Raw genomic sequence first — 18742 nt, 5'->3', positions numbered from 1 at the left:
CCACTCAACAGGGGTCGCCAGCGCAGGTCTGGCGGGTTCACGACGTCATAGTGGCCATCGAGAGAAGGCGACTATTGGCGGAGCGCCAATAAGCGTCTAGGGTTGTCGCGCGGAGACGGGGGTGTTCTTGTCACTCGACCCGAGGGGGACGAAATGAGCATCTACGAGTCGATCGGCGGCGAAGAGGCCCTGGCGGCGGTGGTGGACGGCCTCTACGAGCGGATCCTCGCCGACGACGCACTGAGCGCCTTCTTCGTCGGCACGCGGCTGAACAAGCTGAAAGGCCGCCAGGTCGAGTTCTTCGCGCAGGCGCTCGGCGGCCCGGCGGTCTACCAGGGCGGCTCGATGAAGGACGTCCACCTCGGCCTCGGGATCGAGCGCGCCCACTTCGACCGCGTCGCCGAGCACCTGACGGCCTCGCTGGCCGCGGCGGGCGTCCCAGCGGCGACGATCGCCGAGATCGCCGCCGTTCTGAGGCCGCTGGCCGCAGACATCGTGTCCGGCCAACGCGGCGCCCACTTCACGGGATGACGCCGATGCGCCCCCGAAGAAGCGCCCCGCGACCGCTGGGGCCGGTCCGCCCGGGCGATGAGAGACGCTTACGCCCGCCTGAAGCAGTCGGCCACGACGCGGGTCGCCGGGAGCGACAGCGCCGTTCTCTTGCTCGCGGAGCACGCGAACGACCCGGAGACCTGGGAGGCCCCCCGGCCTCCCGCCGGCCGAGGCCTCCCGGTCGCCGTGATGTCGGTGTGCCCGCCGCGGCGCCCGCGCTGAGCGCGGCGACGACGACCGTCACGGCTGTACCTATTGGTATGTACACTGGTTGGGTGAGTGCGAGAGAGCGGTTGGTGGAGAGTGCTCGGGAGCTGCTGTGGGAGCGCGGGTACGTGGGGACCAGCCCTAAGACGATCCAGCAGCGGGCCGAGGCCGGCCAGGGAAGCATGTACCACCACTTCGCGGGCAAGGAGGAACTCGCTCGCGCGGCCATCGACCGCACGGCCGAGGAGATGCGGGCCGCCATCGACGCGCAGCTGTCCGGACCGGGCGCGGCCGTCGAGCGCATCGCCTCTTACCTGCACCGGGAGCGGGACGTCCTGCGGGGCTGCCCGATCGGTCGGCTGACTCAGGACCCCGACGTCATCGCCACGCCCACACTGCGCGAACCCGTCGAGGAGACCTTCGCCTGGCTGCGCGCCCGACTCGCGGCGGTGGTGCGGGAAGGGGTGGATCGCGGAGAACTGGAGTCCTCGGTGGACCCCTCGTCCACGGCGGCCGCGATCGTCGCCACGCTTCAGGGCGGCTACGTCCTCGCCCGCGCCGCCGACTCCCCGGAGCCCTTCGACCAGGCGGTCGAAGGAATCCTCGCGCTGCTCGACGCGCGCACCGTCCGCTGACTTCGGAGAAACGGCATGCAGATAACCCCTGGACCTGTGAGAGGCATCGCCGCCCCGTCTGCATGGTTCACCGGTGACGCCTGGATCGCGCCGGTGGCCGTACCCGGGGGAGGGGCGCGGACACAGGGCGACTGTGTCCGCTTCGCCCCCGGGAGCCGCACCGTATGGCACCGGCATCCGCTCGGACAGGTGCTCGTCGTCACCGAGGGCACCGGGCGTGTGCAGCGCCGTGGCGGGCCGGTCGAGACGATCCGGGCCGGCGACATCGTGCACATCGCGCCCGGCGAGTGGCACTGGCACGGTGCTGCCGCCGACCGCCCCATGACGCATCTGGCCATCGAGTCGATGCCGGACGACGGTTCTTCCGCCGAGGCGGGGGAGCCGGTCAGCGACCGGGAGTACCACGGTGGCCGTGCGGAGGACGTCCCGCAGGTCACCCGCACGGTGCTGCTCGACCAGCCGCTGTCGCCACCCCGCAGCACGCACCGGGTCGAGGTCCGCCGCATCACCATCGCGCCCCGTCGAGCAGCCGGATTGCACGTGCACAACGGACCGGTGTTCGGCAGCATCGAGACCGGTTCGGCCGTCTACCAGATCGAAGGTGAAGCGGCGGCCGTCCTCGGCCCCGGGGACGTGTTCCACGAGCCCGAGGGCGCCCGCATCGCGCGCTTCGACGCCGAGGAGGACGGCGTGACGTTCCTCGGGTACTTCCTGCTCGCCGCCGACGAGGCCGCGCAGATCGAGTTCCCCGGCCGATGAGGGCGGTGCCGGGCTCAGGAGTCCAGCCGCCTCAACGCGGCGGCGAGCCGCTCCGCCGCCTCGTCGGCGACCGGCCCCAGGTCGGGACGGTCGCTGACCGACACCATGACCTGCGGGTCCAGAGCCTCCACGACGGTGTCGTCCCCGTCGGCGCGGACCACGACGTTGCAGGGCAGCAGCAGCCCGATCCGCAGGTCGACGCCGAGTGCCCGGTGCGCGAGCCGCGGGTTGCAGGCTCCCAGGATGAGGTAGTCCTCCATCGTCTCGCCCAGCTTCTCGCGCAGGGTGGCCCGCACGTCGATCTCGGTCAGCACGCCGAAGCCCTGGTCCTTCAGGACCGCGCGCACCTGCTCGACGGTCTCTCCGTACGGCCGGTGCAGCCGGACGCTGATCGCGTAACCCATGACGCTCCCCCTGGGAGGTGTCTTCCCCGTGGAGCTCGTGCGACGCACCGAGGTCGCGCCGATCCGCCCGCCGGGGACCTTCCGGCGGGGCGGTCAGTCTTCGATGGTGATGCCGAGTTCCGCGGCGAACGCGTCCAGGAGGCCCATCGCGTCGGCGCTCGCGACGATCGCGCCCTGGAAGGAGTCGAGGCCGGCGACGCCGCGCAGGTCGCAGCCGCGGAACCGGACCGCCTGCATCCTGGCCCCGGAGAACTGGGCGCCGCCGAGCCGGCAGTTCTCGAAGCGGACGCCGGTCATCTCGACGGACTGGAACGTCGCCTCGGTCAGGTTGCAGTCGCGGAACACCACGTCACGCAGGTGCGCGAACCTGAAGCCGGTGAGGTCGGCGCGGCATCCCTCGAACAGCGCGTCCCGCAGCCCGCTCTCGGCGAGCTGCATCCCCGTCATCCGCGCGTTCATGATCTGCACGTTGAACATCCGCGAGTTGAACGCCCGCAGGTTCGCCAGGTCCGCGTCGCCGAACGCGCAGTCCGCGAACCCGGCCCGGTGCAGGACCAGCCCGGAGAAGGCAGTCCGGGTGAACCGGCAGCGCTCGAACTCGACGTCCTCGACGCCGTCCGGGTCGTCCATGGACAGGCTGTCGGCGCCGTACTCCAGCGACAGGTACTTCCCGTCGTGCCGGATGTGCCGCTCGACCTTCCCGGCAGGCGTGAGCCTGCGGGGGATCTGCGGCGGCTTGGGTTCTCTCACCGGGGAGGCGGGGGTACGAGCGGGCATGCGGCCGACCCTACTAGCGCGCCGGGCCCTGTTCCCGCGCCGCCGTCAGCGCGTTCCGCCGCGCCGCGCTGGACGGCGGCTCACCGTCGGACTACGGCCCCCAGGTGATCACAGCCGCCGAGGAGGCCTTCACCCTCTTCGCCCGCGGTTTGGAGGGATTCGCGGCGGTCCGCCCTCGTCCCGGACGAGCAGGGCCGTCGCAGCGGCTAGGGTACCCGCGTGCGGATCTCCCAGTACGCCTACTTCGCCGTGAGATCGAGGCAGATGTCAGCGGACGAGATCACGGCGCGGTTGGGCATCGATCCGGACGAGACGGTCGTGCGCGGCAGCCGCGACGCGCACCCGCCCCGTCCGGCCAGGCACGTCTGGCGGGTCGTCTGCCGGAAGCCGCACCTCACCGTGGACGAGCAGATCACCCGGATCGTGGACAGGCTGTTCGAGCACGCCGGGACCATCGGCGCCCTGGTCGCAGAGCTCGACCGCGCGGACGCAGGGATCCACGCCGGCACGCTGCAGGTGGTCCGGGTGTTCGAGGGCCCGCAGGGCGAGGAGGAAGACCTGACCAGCCCCGTCGAGGGCCTGGAGAAGCTCGCCGGTCAGCACCAGATGCTGGGCTGGCACCTGGACGCGCGGACGCTGGAGTTCCTCCGGAGGGCAGGAGCCGAACTGGACGTCGACGAATACGCCTACGGGTGACCTGCCCAGGCCGGCGCCGTCAAACGGGTCTGAGCTCCGGAACGTTTCGGGCGAGCCCGGCGGGTAGCCACAGCGGCGCGTTGGACGGCGTTCACGGGCGGCGTCCGCCTGAGGGTCGTGGTCGGAAGGGAGAGCCGTGCTGGGAGCGTTGCAGGCCGGAGGGTGGGGCCTGTTGGCCGGGTCGGCGCTGGTGATGGGGGCCCTGGTCGGGTTCCTCGTGCCGGTCCCCGCCCGGATTGTGGCGAGCGTGATGGCCTTCGGCAGCGGTGTCCTGCTGTCGGCGGTGTCGTTCGACCTGATCGCCGAGGCGCATGAGAAGGGCGGGCTGGCCCCGACGGCGATCGGCGCGGTGACCGGTGCGGTGCTCTACGCCGGCGCCAACGCCGTGCTGGCCTGGAGGGGCGCGCGGCACCGCAAGCGCTCGGGCGGGCAGCAGCCGTCGGAGGAGCAGCAGCCCGGATCGGGCGGCGCGATCGCGCTGGGCGCCCTGCTGGACGGCGTGCCCGAGTCCATCGTGATCGGCACGAGCCTTCTGGGCGGCGGCGCGGTCAGCCTGGTCACCGTGGTCGCGGTGTTCATCAGCAACGTGCCCGAAGGTCTCTCCAGCGCCTCGGGGATGCGCCGGGCGGGACGCGCCCGCGGCTACGTCTTCGGGCTGTGGGGCGGCATCGCGTTGATCAGCGCTCTGGCGGCGGTCATGGGTTACACGGTGCTCGGCGACGCCTCCGCCGACGTCCTGGCCGGCATCACCGCGCTGGCCGGCGGCGCCATCCTCACCATGATCGCCGACACGATGATCCCCGAGGCATACGAGGACGCCCACCTGCTCACCGGCTTGATCACGGTCGTGGGGTTCCTGGCGGCGTTCGCCCTGTCCCACGCCTGACGGCCTGCTCCACCGCGACGAGCTCGTCGGGGCGGAGCAGCGCCGACGCGGTGGGATCGGCGAACCGGTCGGGGGCCGGCCGGCCGTGGACCACGGCCCGCGCCTGGCAGACGAGCACGGCAGTACGGCTGCCCTCTGTCCTGTCCATTCCGTTCCCTGGCCGCCCGACCGCCCGGGCGACCGCGCCGTACCCTCATGATGGTGCGACTTGATCTCATCACGATCGTCGTGGACGACTACGACGACGCCATCGAGTTCTTCACCGGCGCTCTCGGGTTCGACCTCGTCGAGGACTCGTCTTCGCTCACCAACGACGGCCGTCCCAAGCGGTGGGTGGTCGTCCGGCCGCCGGCGGCCCTGACGGGCATCCTGCTCGCCCGCGCGGACGGTCCGCACCAGGCGGCCGTGGTCGGGAACCAGGTCGCCGGGCGCGTGGGGTTCTTCCTGCGCGTGGAGGACTTCGACGCCGCCCGCGAACGCATGACGGCCGCGGGCGTCGAGTTCGTCACCCCGCCCCGCTCCGAACCCTACGGACGCGTCGCCGTCTTCCTCGATCTCGCCGGAAACCGCTGGGACCTGCTCGGTCCCGCCGAGAACGCGCCGCGGCCCTAGCGGTCCGGACCGCGGGCGCGCAGGTTTGACAGCTCCTCGTTCATCGCGCGAAGGAAGCGCAGGATGATGCTCAGTTCATCCTCGCTGAACCCGCCCCGCGCCGCTTCGGTGCTCTCCGACAGCGGGCGGAAGTACTCGCGGGCCATGGTCATGGCGGACGGCTCGTACCGCAGATGGACGACCCGCCGGTCGGCCGGGTCGCGCGCCCGGGAGATGTGGCCGAGGCGTTCGAGGCGGTCGAGGCAGGCGGTGACCGCGCCGGAGGTGACGTTCAGTTCCTCGCGCAGCCGGCCCGGGGTCATCGGCCGGTCGGGGGTGCGCCGCCGTGCGTCCATGATCGCGACCAGGGCCTGGACGTCGGTCGGGTGCAGGCCGCTGGCGTGGGCGAACGCGTGCGCTATCCGGTTGAACTCGGCGTTCAACCGGCGCAGCTCGACGGCGAACGAGCGGAGGCCGGCGGGGCGCCGCGTCTCCTCCGCTCCCTCGGCCATGCCGATCAGATTACAGTAACTCAATCATTGAGATAGTTAATGATTGAGGTATTCGGGGGTATGGCCGCGGCAGGTCGAACTCGCTGGGAGGAACCGATGCGAATACCGCCGCGCCCGCTCCGCTGGGCGATCCCGGCAGTGCTGCTCCTGGTCTGGCTGGCCGTCGGCGGCGCCTTCGGCCCCTATGCCGGGAAGCTCGGTGATGTCTCCACCAACGACCAGGCGGCCTTCCTGCCGCGCAGTGCCGAGTCCACCCAGGTCCTGCAGGCACAGCAGGCCTTCGCCGAGAAGGAGACCGTGCCCGCCATCGTCGTGTGGACGGTGAGCGGCCGGGTCTCGGGCGCCCAGCAGGACGCGGCGACCCGCGCGCTCGCCGGGCTGCGGGGCGCGCCCGGTACGCTCGGGACACCGTCGCCGGCCCTGCGCTCGGACGACGGCCGGGCGCTTGAGGGCGTCGTCCCGCTCAGACCCGACCTCGGCGACGAACTGCCGACCGTGCTGGACCGGGTCCGTGCGGCGGCCGGGACCGTCCCCGGGACGAAGGCGCAGATCAGCGGGCCGGCCGCCACCCAGGCCGACCTCTCGGACGCCTTCGCCGGGATCGACGGGCTGCTGCTGGGCGTCGCGCTCCTCGCCGTCCTGGTCATCCTGCTGCTGGTGTACCGCAGCGTGCTGCTCCCGCTGGTGATCATCCTTGGGGCGGTGTTCGCGCTGGGCCTGGCGTGCGCGATGGTCTACGCGCTGGCCAAGAACGATGTGGTCCGGGTCGACGGCCAGGTCCAGGGCATCCTGTCGATCCTGGTCATCGGCGCCGCCACCGACTACGCGCTGCTGCTGGCGGCACGCTTCCGGGAGGAGACGGCGGCGGGCCGGGACCGCTTCACCGCCGGATGGGCGGCGGTGCGCGGATCGTTCGGCGCGATCGTCGCCAGCGGCGCCACCGTCGCGCTCGGCCTGCTCGCGCTGCTGCTCAGCAACCTCACCAACAACCGGGCCCTCGGGCCGGTCGGCGCGATCGGCATCGCCTGCGCCGTCCTCAGCGCGCTGACGTTCCTCCCGGCGGTCCTCGTCGTGCTCGGGCGGGTCGCGTTCTGGCCCGCGAAACCCAAGCACCCGGCGGACGGCGCGCACGGGGGAAGGGGCCTGTGGGCCCGCGTCGCCCGCCTGGTCGACCTGCACCCGCGCCGGGTCGTCGCCGGAACGGGCATCGCCCTCATCGCCTGCGCCGCGTTCGCCCCGGGGCTGCGCGCCCATGGCGTCCCGCTGGACGAGACGTTCATCGACGACGCGCCCTCGGTCGCCGCGCAGCGGACGCTCTCGGAGCACTTCCCCGGCGGTTCCGGCCAGCCGGCGATCATCATCGCCGACGCGGCGCAGGCCAGGGCCGTGACTGATGCCGCCGCCCGCACGGAGGGCGTCGCGGACGCCGTGCCCGTCGGCGCGTCCGGCCGCCCCGGCGGGCCGCCGAAGGTCGTGGACGGGCGGGTCCGGATCGACGCGACACTGGAGGCGGCCGCCGACAGCGACGCCGCGAAGGCCGCCCTCAAGCGCCTGCGCGCCGCCGTGCACGGCGTCCCCGGGGCGGACGCGCTGGTCGGCGGCTACACGGCCCAGCAGTACGACACCCAGAAGACCGCCGCCCACGACCGTACCGTCATCATCCCGGTCGTCCTGGCGATCATCCTGGTCATCCTCGTGCTGCTCCTGCGCTCCCTGCCGCTGCCCGTCCTGCTCATCGCGACCGTCGCGCTGAACTACGTCGCCACGCTCGGTGTCGCGGCCCTGGTTTTCCGCCATCTGTTCGGCTTCACCGGCCTGGACGCCTCGGTGCCGCTCTACGGTTTCGTATTCCTGGTGGCGCTCGGCGTCGACTACAATATCTTTCTCATGTCGCGGGTCCGGGAGGAGACGCGGCGCTCAGGCGTACGGGAGGGCGTGCTCCGCGGCCTGACGGCGACCGGTGGCGTCATCACGTCGGCGGGGGTGGTCCTGGCCGCCACGTTCGCCGCCCTGGTCGTCATCCCGCTGTCGTTCCTGGCGCAGATCGCCTTCATCGTCGCGTTCGGCGTGCTGCTGGACACGCTGGTGGTCCGGTCTCTGCTGGTCCCGGCTCTCGTCCGGGTGATCGGCCCCACGGTGTGGTGGCCCACCCGCTTCCCCCACCGACCGCGGGACACCGGAACAGCCGAGAACCTCCATTCGACCCCGAGAGACAGGTGACGAGGCGTGGGCAACACCTTCGCAGCTCTGGGAACGTCTGGGGGAGACCTGTACCTGTCCAACGGCGGGACCGACGTCTTCTTCGATGTGCTCACCCTGGCCGGATGCGCCCTGGCCGGGTCCGCCTGGGAGAGCAATCTCGTGCTGCTGTTCGCCGACGGGCAGCGCGTCGGCCGCGGTACGGACGGGTTCGATCTGAACTGCCTGCCGTGGACGGCGAACTGGCCGGCTGAAAAGGAGTTCCTGCTGCGCGTGATCGACCTGGCGATCACGCGACACGGCTGGGACCTTCTCTCCTACGCCCCTCCCTTCGCCCTCGACTACCTGCGCCGCTACCGCGCGATGGTGGACGGATGGCCCGCTCCCGTCGCCGTGAGGACTCCGGCGACGCGTCCCGAATGGAGCGACCCGCCGCCTCCCGAATTCCTGGACCGCTGCCCGAAGCACGGCATTTACCAGGGCATGCTGGGCTGCCGCCTCTGCGACCTGACCCTTCAGCCCTTGCCCGAGTAGCGTTCTGGGGGAGTGGTCGGCGAATCACTCCATGCCGAGTTCACGGGCGAGGGACTCGGTATCGGAGATCACCCAGTACTCCGCGAACCGGCCGTCTTCGGCGCGCAGGACGTCGTGGCCGCTGAACGACACGTCCGTACCCTCCGGGACGGTCGCTCCAGGCATGCCGCCCTTGTAACGCCCGCTGAACGTCCACCGGGCGGCGACCTGGTCCCCGTCCACGATCGGGCCCACGTCCAGCGTCACCGTGACGCCCTCGAAGGGCGCGTGCCCCTGCCGCAGGATGTCGATCAGCTCTTCGGCCCCGTGCACCTCCTGCCCCGGCCAGTGCCCGACGAAGTCCGGTGCGACCAGCTCGCGGGCGAGCCCGAAGTCCCCGGCCCACATCTCCAGCAGCCACCGCTCGTACAACTTGTCGATCACGCAGTCCTCCTCGCCTCTCACCCGTACCGTCGTCCCCCGCGGACGTTCTCCGACGCTCTCCCCGGTGACACCCGGTCGCGTGGACGACTCGCGTTCCCGGCTCCGGACCGCCTCAGGACTCGGAGAAGTCGTCCCGCGACAGCCCCTTCTCCGCCATCTTGTCCTCGAGCTCGGCGCCCAGTTCGGTGCGCACGTCAGGTCGCGGCTCGCGCTTGCGGTCGGGCTCGGCCTGATCGGTGTCCTCGGTCTTCGGAGCGTTCTCCTCCGGCGTGGTCAACTCCGCCCCCTCGGTGTCGAATGAGTCACCGGCTCCTCCGGCCACCGCATACGGCTACCCGGCCACACCCGGCTCTAACGACCGCGCTCGCCTCTTCCGTCGTCCGGAGCGGGCCCGCTCGGTGGTGTACGTCACAGCCCGCGCCGTCACGTACGAATCAACGGGCGGCCAGTACGGGCTCTACCGGGTGGGACCTGGGAGCCGAGCCCCGTCGGGGCACGGGCACGCACTTCTACAGGACGATGTCGGAGTCGATATTCGTCCTGTCCGGCATCATCGGGGCCCGTGGCTCAGCGAGCGGGAGCGGCCGGTCCCTACCACCGTCCCGACAGGTACATGGTCTGAGAGGGCGGCTGCGGACGTGCGGGGGAGGGGCGGCGGAGGGCACGAGAACGCAGACTCTCTCCGCCACTCTCAACGTATAGCGCACCGGGGGGCTTGCGGCAAGACCCGGGTCGTGCCGCAGAATCGTCGGCCGAGGCCAGAACCTGCGGAACCGGGGGCGCAGTGCAGGGGGGCGTGGTCGCCGTGCGAGTCGCACGGGGACGGCGGTCCGCCTGCGGGCTCCCGGGCACTCGCGGGGACTCGCCGGAACCACGAACAGCGATCACGAGCCGGAGCCGATACGTGAACCCTTTGACCGCCAGCGTGTTCGACCTCCCCGAGCGTCTGTCCCCCAAGGCCGACCCGGCGCTGATCGAGCGCGACGAGCGGCATTTCGCGGCCATCGCGGAGACCCTCGACCAGACGATCTCCGACCTGTCCGACCGCCTCGAAGCCGAGCGCAGGGCGCCCGGCGGGATCGGCCAGGGGGCGATGGACCGGGACATGGAGATCCACCGGCTGACCGCCCGCCTGCGCACGCTGCGCCGCTTCGGCCTGGACCTCTGCCTCGGGCACATGGCCGGCGCGGACGGCTCCGAGCCCGTGTACGTCGGACGGCTCGGTCTCACCGACAGCACGGGCCGCCGGCTGCTGCTCGACTGGCGCTCGCCCGCGGCCGAACCGTTCTTCGGGGCGACCCACGCCAACCCGATGGGGCTGGCGAGCCGCCGCAGGTACCGCTGGACCCGCGGCCGGATCAGCGACTACTGGGACGAGGTGTTCACCGCGGACGGGTTCGCCGGGCACGCGGCGCTGGACGACCAGTCCGCGTTCATCGCGAGCCTCGGGAGCAACCGGTCCGACCGGATGCGCGACGTGCTCGGCACCATCCAGGCCGACCAGGACGCGATCATCCGCGCGGGGTCCCGCGGCGCCCTGGTCGTCGACGGCGGCCCGGGGACGGGCAAGACGGTCGTCGCCCTGCACCGCTCCGCCTACCTCCTCTACTCCGACCCCCGCCTGGGCCACCACCGGGGCGGCGTGCTGTTCGTCGGCCCGCACCAGCCCTACCTGGCCTACGTGTCCGACGTGCTCCCCAGCCTCGGGGAGGAGGGCGTGCAGATCTGCACCCTGCGCGACCTCGTCGCCGAGGGGGCCGGGGCGGCGGTCGAGTCCGACCCGGAGGTGGCCCGGCTCAAGTCGTCCGCGGACCTGGTGAAGGCGATCGAGAAGGCCGTCAGGTTCTACGAGAACCCGCCCACCGAGGGGATGGAGGTCAGTACCCACTGGTCCGACGTCTGGCTGAGCCCCGCCGACTGGGCCGAGGCGTTCCAGGCGCCGGAGCCCGGCACGCCGCACAACGAGGCGCGCGACCAGATCTGGGAGGAGCTGGTCACGATCCTCGCGGACAAGCACGAGGGAGCGGGCAAGCGCGGGGGCGGGGACGATCACGAGGGCGCGGTGTCGCCCGACCTGCTCCGAAGGTCTCTTCGGCAGGACCGGGAGCTGCGCGCCGCCTTCAACCGGGCGTGGCCGCTGATCGAGGCGGCCGACCTCGTCGGGGACCTGTGGTCGGTGCCCGCCTACCTGCGGCTGTGCGCTCCCTGGCTCGGCAGGGACGAGATCCGCAAGCTGCAGCGCGAGGACGCCCAGGCCTGGACGGTGTCGGACCTGCCGCTCCTGGACGCGGCGCGGCAGCGCCTCGGCGATCCGGAGGCGTCGCTGCGCAGGCGCCGGCGCAGGGCCGCCGTCGCCGCCGAGCGCGAGCGCATGGAAAGGGTCGTGGACGACCTCATCGAGGTGGCCGACGACGAGTACGGGACGGGGCTGGTGACGATGCTGCGCGGCGAGGACTTCCATGACGCCCTCGTCGACGAGAGCGCGCTGACCGGCACCGACCCCGACCTGCTCGCCGGCCCGTTCGCGCACGTCGTCGTGGACGAGGCGCAGGAGCTGACCGACGCGCAGTGGCAGATGCTGCTGCTGCGCTGCCCGTCCCGGAGCTTCACGATCGTCGGGGACCGCGCGCAGGCCAGGCACGGGTTCACCGAGTCCTGGCGGGAACGGCTCGAACGGGTCGGGCTCGACCGGATCGCTCTGGCGTCCCTCAGCGTCAACTACCGGACGCCGGAGGAGATCATGGCGGAGGCCGAGCCGGTCATCCGGGCCGCGCTCCCGGACGCCAACGTGCCGACCTCGATCCGCGGCACCGGCGTTCCCGTCGTCCACGGACCGGTCGCGGACCTGGACCGGGTCCTCGACGCCTGGCTCGCCGCGCACGACGACGGGGTCGCCTGCGTCATCGGCGACCCCGCGTTCCGGGGGAGGCCCCGCGTCCGGTCGCTGACCCCTGAGCTGGCGAAGGGGCTGGAGTTCGACCTCGTCGTGCTCATCGACCCGGACGGGTTCGGTGAGGGCATCGAAGGGGCGGTCGACCGCTATGTCGCGATGACCCGGGCGACCAGGGAACTCGTCATCCTCACGAGCGCCTGACACCGCAGGGCCCGGACAGTCGCCGACCTGCCCCGCCGGGCTCGGGCCGCCGAGCCCGGCGAGCAGTTCGCGCAGCAGTCCGGCGAGCTGCTCGCGGCGGTCGGGGCCGAGGTGGCCGATGAGCCGGTCCTCGGCCGCGAGCAGGTCGGCGACGACGCGGTCGAGCAGGGCGTTGCCCGTGCGGCGGGCGGGGGCGCCGCCCGCCGCGTCCGGGGCGCTCAGCTCGCGGCCCGCTTCACCAGGGCGGCGATCCGCGCCTCGCCCTCGGCGGTCAGCTCCGGCAGGGCGAAGGAGGTCGGCCACATGGCGCCGTGGTCGAGGGCGGCCACGTCACTGAAACCGAGGGTCGCGTACCTCGTCTTGAACTTCGTCCTGGCCTGGAAGAAGCAGAGCACCTTGCCGTCCTTGGCGTAGGCGGGCTGGCCGTACCAGAGCCGCGGCGCGAGGTCCGGCGCGGCGGTCCGGACGATCTCGTGCACCCGCTCGGCGATGGCGCGGTCGGACTCCTCCATCTCGGCGATCTTGGAGAGGACGTCGCTCTCCCCGTCGGCTGTGGCCTTGCCCGGGCTGCGGCGCGCGGCCTTCTTCAGCTCCTGGGCGTGCTCCTTCATCGCGGCCCGTTCCTCGTCGGTGAAGCCGTCGAACTTCGCACCGGCCGCGGCGGTGCCCTCGGTGGCCTTCTTCGTGTCGTTCATGGCGGAGTCCTCCTGGTCAGCGAGTGAGTCGTTCCTGGACGGGCAGCTCAGCCCCACGCGCCGGCGATCTGCCGGGTCGTGGCGTTGAGCCGGTTGAACATGTTGGTGACGCCGATCATCAGGACGATCGCGGCCAGCTGCTTCTCGTCGAAGTAGGTGGCGGCGGTGTCCCAGACGTCGTCGCCCACGGCGTCGGCGCGGTCGGCCAGCCGGGTCGCGGCCTCCGCCAGCGCCAGCGCCGCGCGCTCCTCCTCGGTGAAGTACGGGGCCTCCCTCCAGGCGGCGACGGTGGCCAGCCGCTCGTCGGTCACCCCGGCCTTGCGCGCCGTCTTGGCGCCGGCGTCCACGCAGGCGCTGCAGCCGTTGATCTGGCTGACCCGCAGGTGCACCAGCTCCAGGATCTCCGCCGAGACGCCGCCGGAGTGCACGGCCTTGAAGATCTCCTGGATGGGCTGCATCGCGCCGGACAGGACCATGGCGGGGTTCTTCATACGAGACTGCATCTGCGCTTCTCCTCTGCGGTCGCGCCCCCTTCCCTCGGGGGGCATGACCCCATCACAGCCGCAGCGGCCTACGATGACGACGTCGGTGGGACACCGTGGGACAGGTGCAACGGCCTTGAGCAGCGGCGACGCACCCGGCAGGAGTCCGGCCGCGGTGGGACGGGAGGCAGGGGAACGGTGGTCGTGCAACAGCATCGGGCGCAGAAGGCCGACCCGCAGGACGAGCTCGCGGCCCGGCTGCGCATGCTGCAGGAGCTGTCCGGACGCGGCGTCCGGGCCCTCGCGCGGGACGCCGGGCTCAGCTCGTCGTCGCTGTCGCGCTACCTCAGCGGCCAGACGGTGCCGCCCTGGACGGCGGTGATCGCGCTCTGCCGGCTCCTCAAGCGCGACCCCCGCCCGCTGCGCCCCTTCTGGGAGCGGGCCTCCAGCCCGCTGCCCGCGCCGCCGAAGACCAGCCGCCAGGTCCAGCCCCCGGCGCCTCCCGCCGGCGTCCCGCGCCCGCCCCGCAACGACCTGCCGCGCGACGTCCCGGACTTCACCGGACGCGAGAACGAGCTCGCGGCCGTGCTCGCCGCGGTGGAGGACGGCCGTGTGGTCGCCCTGGACGGCATGGCGGGCGTCGGCAAGACCTGCCTGGCGGTGCACGCCGCGCACCGACTGGCCGCCGACTTCCCCGACGCCCAGCTCTACGTCGACCTGCACGGCTTCACCGCCGGGCGGGAACCGCTCGACCCCGACCCCGCGCTGCGGACCCTGCTCGCCGCACTGGACGTGCCGTCGGAGAAGATCCCGCAGGAGGGCGGCATCGAGCCGCTGGCCGCCTGCTGGCGGTCGGAACTGGCGCACCGGCGGGCCGTCGTGGTCCTCGACAACGCCGTGGACGCCGACCAGGTCCGCCCGCTGCTCCCCGGCGCCGGCCCGTCCGTCGCGCTGGTCACCAGCCGCAACCGGCTGCTGGGCCTGGAGGAGGTGCCCCCGGTGTCGCTGGACGTGCTGACGCCGCGGGAGGGCGCCGAGCTGCTGGCCCGCGCCAGCGGCGACCCGGGCGGATCCGACGGCCGGCTGGCCCGCGAGCCGGAGGCCGCCGCCGAGGTGCTGCGGCGGTGCGGCCACCTGCCGCTGGCGCTGCGCCTGGCGGCGGCGCGGCTGCGGCACCGCCCGGGCTGGACCGTGGGCATCCTCGTCGAGCGGATGGCCGAGGGCGCCACGGAGTTCGACACGGCGTTCGCGATGTCCGTGCGGCAGCTGGACCGGGAGCGGCGCCGCTTCTTCCGGCTGCTGGGCCTGGTGCCCGGATCGACCTTCGACGAGCACGTGGCGGCGGCACTCGCGGACGTGCCGCTGCGCGACGCCCGGGCGATGCTGGAGGACCTTCTCGACGCGCACCTCGTCCAGCAGCCGGCGGCCGGCCGCTACCGGCTGCACGACCTGGTGCGCCAGCACGCGCGCCGGGCCGCCGGCGAGCAGGACCCGCCCGCCGAGCGGGAGCGGGCGCTCGGCCGGGTCCTCGACTACTACGTGCACGCGGCGGCCGCCGCGGACGCCGTGGTGTCGTACCTGCCCCCCGGCTCGGAGGTCTCCGCGGGCCGGCCGCCGGCCGACCTGCCGGAGTTCACCGGCAAGCACGCGGCGCTCCTCTGGTTCGCCACCGAGTACACCAACCTGATGGCCGTCTTCGAGGCGGCGGTCGCCGCCGGAGCCGACGCGCACGTGTGCGAGCTGCCCCGCCACATGCGGGCCTTCTTCGCGCGGCGCTGCGGCACGACGCACCTGAACGTCCTGTTCGAGCACTCGCTGGTCGCCGCGCGGCGCCTGGACGATCCGCTGCGACTGGCCGAGGCGCACAGCGACCTCGGCTTCGCCCGCTACAACGCGGGACGGATGGCGGAGGCCGACGCCGCGTACGAGGCGGCGGAGCCGCTGGTGTCCCGGGCCGGGAACGTCAGGACCGAGGCCGAGCTGACCATGCGCCGGGGCTACCTGAAGTGGGACGAGGGCCGTGTCGAGGAGCCGCTCGACCTCTTCCGGCGGGCGGGCAGGCTGTTCGAGCACGCCGGCTGCCCGACGGGCACGGCCCACGCGACCGCGTACGAGGCGTGGGCGACGCTGCAACTGGGGCACCGCGAGGAGGCGGCGCGGCTCGCCCGCACCGTGCTGGAGATCCCGCACGCCGACCCCGCCTGGCCTCCCGCGCTGACGGCCCGGATCACCCTCGGCGTCGCCATCGCCGCCGAGGAGCCCGGCGAGGCGATGAGGCATCTGGAGCAGGCGCTCGCGCTGGCCCGCGAGGACGGGCACCGGCACAACGAGGCCTGGTGCCTGAACTGCCTGGGCGTCGCCCTGCGGCAGGCGGGCCGGTACGAGGAGGCGCTGGCCGCGCACCACCGGGCCTTCGCCCTGCTGGACGAGCTGTTCGAGGAGCACTGGAAGATCCACTTCCTCTACGGCCATGCCGAGACGTGCCGGCTGGCGGGCCTGCCGGAGGAGGCCCTGCGGCTGCACCGGCAGGCGCTGGAACTGGCCCCGAAGCTGGGGTACCGGTACGCCGAGGCGCTGGCCCGCGAGGGGATCGCCGCCGTGCTCGACGGCACCGACCCGGTGGCGGCCGCCGAGCACCGCGCGGCCGGGCAGGCCATCCGGCGGGACCTCGATCCGGGCGCCCGACCGGACTGACGCTCCGCGGCCACCCCCACGACCCTGCCGAAGCCTCAAGCGGAATGCCTTGGCCCCCACTGTTGCGGAGCCCGGATCCGGGGCATGACCCGGATGTTCCGGCTGGAAGGGGGCTCTGGTGGAACGACAGGCATGGCCACGGCTGCGCGTCGCCGACTGGACGCGGACGCGCGACACGCTGCACATGTGGACGCAGATCGTCGGCAAGGTGCGGCTGGCTCACGCACCGCTGGTGAACCACTGGTGGAACGTGACGCTGTACGTCAGCCCCCGCGGGCTGACCACGTCCGCGATCCCGTACGGCGGGGGCGCGTTCGACATCGAGTTCGACTTCGTCGACCACCGGCTGCGGTTGCGCACCTCGGACGGCAGCCTCCGGGAGTTCGAGCTCGCGCCCATGCCGGTGTCGCGGTTCTACGCCCGGACGATGGCCGCCTTGCACGAGCTGGGGATCGAGACGCACATCCAGGCGCGCCCGAACGAGGTCGACCCGGCGATCCCGTTCGAGGAGGACGACCAGCACGCCTCGTACGATCCCGAGGCGGCGCACCTGTTCTGGCGCCAACTGCTCCAGGCCGCGCGGGTGCTGGGGGAGTTCCGGTCCCGCTACATCGGCAAGGTCAGCCCCGTGCACTTCTTCTGGGGCGCCATGGACCTCGCCTGCACGCGCTTCTCCGGGCGGGACGCGCCCGAGCACCCGGGGGGCGCCCCGAACTGCGGCGACTGGGTGATGGTCGAGGGGTACTCGCGGGAGCTCAGCAGCTGCGGGTTCTGGCCGGGAGGCGGCGAGGAGGGGGCCTTCTACGCCTACGCATATCCCGAGCCCGCCGGGTTCGCCGAACGTCCGGTGGGCCCGTCCGGCGCCTTCTACAGCAGGGAGAACGGCCAGTTCCTGCTTCCGTACGAAGCGGTGCGGGAAGACCCCGATCCCGACCGGGCCCTCCTGGAGTTCCTGCAGGGCACCTACGAGGCGGCGGCCGATCCCGGAGGCTGGGACCGTGCCGCGCTGGAGGCCGACCCGGCGCGATGGGACCACAAATCCCGCCAGGGGGCCTGAGCCGAAACACCGCCGGAGGCCGCGGCGGTCGCGGCTGCTTTGCGGGCGGCCCGGACCCGGCCCGCGCCGAAGGACGCGGAGCCGCTCGGCCGGGCCGATCGGGTCGCCATGGGCGAGGCCGCCCACGACCTCGCCCGCGACCTGGCCCCGCGGCCCGTGCCGGCCGAACGGGCCGGGCTCGGGACCTGGTCGGTTCCGAGCCCGGCGTCACCGCGGCGCGCCCGGTCCCCGAGTGCGGTCCGGGCGTCCCGGATCAGTAGTGCGGGTTGTTGGTCTGCGGGATCTCGATGCTGATCGGCGTCTTGAATCCGGACAGGTAGAGCAGCGCGCCCTGGCGGAGGATCTCGTCGAAGGCCCAGTAGAGCTGCCGCAGCTCCTTCGGCGCCTTGGTGAGGTCGAGGAGGCCTTCGCGGACGGCGACGAAGGGCGGCCAGAGGGTCTGGATGAGCGGGTCCCACAACGGGTCGCGCGGGATCTTCAGCCATCCGGCGATCTCGTTGCCGAGCATGAAGCGGGTGAGCGAGCCGAGGATGGGCTTGGTCAGGATCCCGCCGTCGATCGTGGAGCCGAGGTTGAGCAGGATGTCGGCCAGCTTGACGCCCTCGGGGGTCGGCGCGAGCACCGGGGTCAGCACCTGCCCGGCCTGGGAGTTCGCCTCGTCCCACGACTTCGGGATGTACTCGTCCCGGATGCCGAGCATGTGCCCGGCGAGCTGCCAGGACAGCAGGAACGCCTCGGACTCGGCGTCCGGGATCGGAACCTTCCACCTGACCAGATTCTGCATGACGGTCGTGGGCAGGCTGTGCCAGGTGACCATCATGTCCGCCTGGCTGATCGGGATCTTCTCGTCGGCCGCCTTGGTCCAGTACGGGGACTTCGGCAGCAGGTGGCGCACGGCGGCGTGCACCAGCCGCGTCTTGACGCAGGTCACGATCATCTCGCCGTCGGGCTCGAACGCCTTCTCGGTGCCGATGTCGTAGCCGAGCTTGGCGGTCTTGGTGATGCGGTCCCTCATGTCCGCGCCGCCCTTGGAGTAGTAGACCGCGCGCGCCTCCTTGGGGATCGCCGTGCTCATCATCCCGCTGGCGAAGCCGTAGGTGACGCCGAGGTAGAGGCCCCGCTTCTCGTTGAACTCGAACGCGGTGGCCAGCTTGCCCTGGTCGGCCCACGCCGGCAGCCGGCGGGCACGTTCCATGAAGTCGCGCAGATCCGCCGGCAGCCCGTCCGGCAGCGGCTGGCCGTTCTTGGCCCACGTGCGCAGCAGCTCGTTGACCCTGGGGACGTCGCCCCGGTCGATCAGCGAGGCGACCAGCGCGTCGGCCTCCGGGTCCCACACCCACCGCGGGTCGGCGCCCTTGCCCGCGCCCGCCACCGAGCCCTCGGGCGACCACGTCCACAGTGAGGACGCCTGCGCGGGCGAGGCGACGCTGAGGGCGCCGAGCGCTCCGAGCGCGCCCCCGGTCATCAACACGTTGCGTCTGCTGGGTCTGTCCATGCCTTCGCTCCTCCTGGCGGCCGGGGGCGCCCTGCCGCTCGCGATGTCGG

Annotated in this window: 19 protein-coding genes; 11 read left to right on the top strand and 8 right to left on the bottom strand. The window is 72.5% G+C overall.

The features are described 5' to 3' along the window. Positions 1–153 precede the first annotated feature (153 nt). The 3 genes from CHC11_RS37655 (at position 154) to CHC11_RS37640 (ending at position 2153) form a co-directional block, all read left to right on the top strand. Positions 154–531 carry a group I truncated hemoglobin gene (locus tag CHC11_RS37655; protein WP_089316678.1) on the top strand — a complete coding sequence of 126 codons (378 nt, stop codon included), beginning with the start codon at positions 154–156 and terminating at the stop codon, positions 529–531. Positions 532–827: 296 nt separating this feature from the next. Further along, a complete protein-coding gene (locus CHC11_RS37645; protein ID WP_089316705.1) occupies positions 828–1394 on the top strand; it encodes a TetR/AcrR family transcriptional regulator in 567 nt (188 codons plus the stop codon). A 15-nt stretch (positions 1395–1409) separates the two neighbouring features. Continuing rightward, positions 1410–2153, top strand: coding sequence for a (R)-mandelonitrile lyase (locus tag CHC11_RS37640; RefSeq protein WP_089316676.1), 744 nt, complete (start codon positions 1410–1412; stop codon positions 2151–2153). Positions 2154–2167: 14 nt separating this feature from the next. Here CHC11_RS37640 and CHC11_RS37635 read toward each other — a convergent pair whose 3' ends face one another. Together CHC11_RS37635 and CHC11_RS37630 are read right to left on the bottom strand one after the other, a co-directional pair. Continuing rightward, positions 2168–2557: a DUF302 domain-containing protein gene (locus CHC11_RS37635; RefSeq protein ID WP_089316675.1), complete on the bottom strand. Its 390-nt coding sequence runs from the start codon at positions 2555–2557 to the stop codon at positions 2168–2170. A gap of 93 nt (positions 2558–2650) precedes the next feature. Then, complete coding sequence (locus tag CHC11_RS37630; RefSeq protein ID WP_089316674.1) at positions 2651–3334, bottom strand: pentapeptide repeat-containing protein; 684 nt, start codon at positions 3332–3334, stop codon at positions 2651–2653. A 219-nt stretch (positions 3335–3553) separates the two neighbouring features. On the opposite strand from CHC11_RS37630, the gene CHC11_RS37625 reads away from it, so the two are divergent. The 3 genes from CHC11_RS37625 (at position 3554) to CHC11_RS37610 (ending at position 5528) form a co-directional block, all read left to right on the top strand. Beyond that, positions 3554–4030, top strand: coding sequence for a DUF4279 domain-containing protein (locus CHC11_RS37625; protein WP_218826410.1), 477 nt, complete (start codon positions 3554–3556; stop codon positions 4028–4030). A gap of 136 nt (positions 4031–4166) precedes the next feature. Next, positions 4167–4916, top strand: coding sequence for a ZIP family metal transporter (locus tag CHC11_RS37620; protein ID WP_218826409.1), 750 nt, complete (start codon positions 4167–4169; stop codon positions 4914–4916). A 201-nt stretch (positions 4917–5117) separates the two neighbouring features. Then, complete coding sequence (locus CHC11_RS37610) at positions 5118–5528, top strand: VOC family protein (RefSeq protein ID WP_089316702.1); 411 nt, start codon at positions 5118–5120, stop codon at positions 5526–5528. Here the strand turns inward: CHC11_RS37610 and CHC11_RS37605 are convergent. Continuing rightward, positions 5525–6019: a MarR family winged helix-turn-helix transcriptional regulator gene (locus CHC11_RS37605; protein WP_089316672.1), complete on the bottom strand. Its 495-nt coding sequence runs from the start codon at positions 6017–6019 to the stop codon at positions 5525–5527. The genes CHC11_RS37610 and CHC11_RS37605 overlap by 4 nt on opposite strands. A 96-nt stretch (positions 6020–6115) precedes the next feature. Between CHC11_RS37605 and CHC11_RS37600 the strand changes: the two genes are divergently transcribed. Both CHC11_RS37600 and CHC11_RS37595 read left to right on the top strand, forming a co-directional pair. Next, a complete protein-coding gene (locus CHC11_RS37600) occupies positions 6116–8239 on the top strand; it encodes an MMPL family transporter (protein WP_089316671.1) in 2124 nt (707 codons plus the stop codon). A gap of 6 nt (positions 8240–8245) precedes the next feature. Then, the gene (locus CHC11_RS37595; RefSeq protein WP_089316670.1) at positions 8246–8752 is read left to right on the top strand and encodes a hypothetical protein; all 507 of its coding nucleotides are present in this window, start codon (positions 8246–8248) and stop codon (positions 8750–8752) included. 24 nt (positions 8753–8776) lie between these two features. Here the strand turns inward: CHC11_RS37595 and CHC11_RS37590 are convergent, their stop codons facing one another. Then, complete coding sequence (locus CHC11_RS37590; RefSeq protein WP_089316701.1) at positions 8777–9175, bottom strand: ester cyclase; 399 nt, start codon at positions 9173–9175, stop codon at positions 8777–8779. A gap of 112 nt (positions 9176–9287) precedes the next feature. Next, complete coding sequence (locus CHC11_RS41820; protein ID WP_179279200.1) at positions 9288–9452, bottom strand: hypothetical protein; 165 nt, start codon at positions 9450–9452, stop codon at positions 9288–9290. Between the two features lie 627 nt (positions 9453–10079). Here CHC11_RS41820 and helR point away from each other — a divergent pair. Further along, positions 10080–12269, top strand: coding sequence for an RNA polymerase recycling motor ATPase HelR (gene helR / locus CHC11_RS37585; RefSeq protein WP_089316669.1), 2190 nt, complete (start codon positions 10080–10082; stop codon positions 12267–12269). A gap of 218 nt (positions 12270–12487) precedes the next feature. Here the strand turns inward: helR and CHC11_RS37575 are convergent, their stop codons facing one another. Continuing rightward, positions 12488–12964, bottom strand: coding sequence for an iron chaperone (locus tag CHC11_RS37575; protein ID WP_089316668.1), 477 nt, complete (start codon positions 12962–12964; stop codon positions 12488–12490). Positions 12965–13011: 47 nt separating this feature from the next. Beyond that, positions 13012–13467, bottom strand: a complete 456-nt coding sequence (locus CHC11_RS37570; RefSeq protein WP_089316667.1) for a carboxymuconolactone decarboxylase family protein — start codon at positions 13465–13467, stop codon at positions 13012–13014. Between the two features lie 183 nt (positions 13468–13650). Here CHC11_RS37570 and CHC11_RS37565 point away from each other — a divergent pair, with 183 nt between their 5' ends. Both CHC11_RS37565 and CHC11_RS37560 read left to right on the top strand, forming a co-directional pair. Next, a complete protein-coding gene (locus CHC11_RS37565) occupies positions 13651–16140 on the top strand; it encodes a tetratricopeptide repeat protein (protein ID WP_245920258.1) in 2490 nt (829 codons plus the stop codon). A gap of 118 nt (positions 16141–16258) precedes the next feature. Beyond that, positions 16259–17197, top strand: coding sequence for a DUF5996 family protein (locus CHC11_RS37560; RefSeq protein WP_245920257.1), 939 nt, complete (start codon positions 16259–16261; stop codon positions 17195–17197). A gap of 253 nt (positions 17198–17450) precedes the next feature. On the opposite strand, the gene CHC11_RS37555 is transcribed toward CHC11_RS37560, so the two are convergent. Further along, the gene (locus CHC11_RS37555) at positions 17451–18692 is read right to left on the bottom strand and encodes an oxygenase MpaB family protein (protein WP_089316664.1); all 1242 of its coding nucleotides are present in this window, start codon (positions 18690–18692) and stop codon (positions 17451–17453) included. Positions 18693–18742: the final 50 nt, after the last annotated feature.

It is taken from the genome of Actinomadura mexicana, assembly GCF_900188105.1.
Classification (GTDB): Bacteria; Actinomycetota; Actinomycetes; order Streptosporangiales; family Streptosporangiaceae; genus Spirillospora; species Spirillospora mexicana.
The sequence above is the reverse complement of the archived record's forward strand: the minus strand, read 5'-3'. Positions and strand labels throughout refer to the sequence as shown.

What these genes read in the sequence shown, in the direction of transcription:
- CHC11_RS37570 (WP_089316667.1), bottom strand. Translation starts at nt 13,467, where the DNA reads ATGCAGTCTCGTATGAAGAACCCCGCCATGGTCCTGTCCGGCGCGATG.
- CHC11_RS37640 (WP_089316676.1), top strand. Translation starts at nt 1,410, where the DNA reads ATGCAGATAACCCCTGGACCTGTGAGAGGCATCGCCGCCCCGTCTGCA.
- CHC11_RS37575 (WP_089316668.1), bottom strand. Translation starts at nt 12,964, where the DNA reads ATGAACGACACGAAGAAGGCCACCGAGGGCACCGCCGCGGCCGGTGCG.
- CHC11_RS37635 (WP_089316675.1), bottom strand. Translation starts at nt 2,557, where the DNA reads ATGGGTTACGCGATCAGCGTCCGGCTGCACCGGCCGTACGGAGAGACC.
- CHC11_RS37630 (WP_089316674.1), bottom strand. Translation starts at nt 3,334, where the DNA reads ATGCCCGCTCGTACCCCCGCCTCCCCGGTGAGAGAACCCAAGCCGCCG.
- CHC11_RS37600 (WP_089316671.1), top strand. Translation starts at nt 6,116, where the DNA reads ATGCGAATACCGCCGCGCCCGCTCCGCTGGGCGATCCCGGCAGTGCTG.
- CHC11_RS37555 (WP_089316664.1), bottom strand. Translation starts at nt 18,692, where the DNA reads ATGGACAGACCCAGCAGACGCAACGTGTTGATGACCGGGGGCGCGCTC.
- CHC11_RS37605 (WP_089316672.1), bottom strand. Translation starts at nt 6,019, where the DNA reads ATGGCCGAGGGAGCGGAGGAGACGCGGCGCCCCGCCGGCCTCCGCTCG.
- CHC11_RS37655 (WP_089316678.1), top strand. Translation starts at nt 154, where the DNA reads ATGAGCATCTACGAGTCGATCGGCGGCGAAGAGGCCCTGGCGGCGGTG.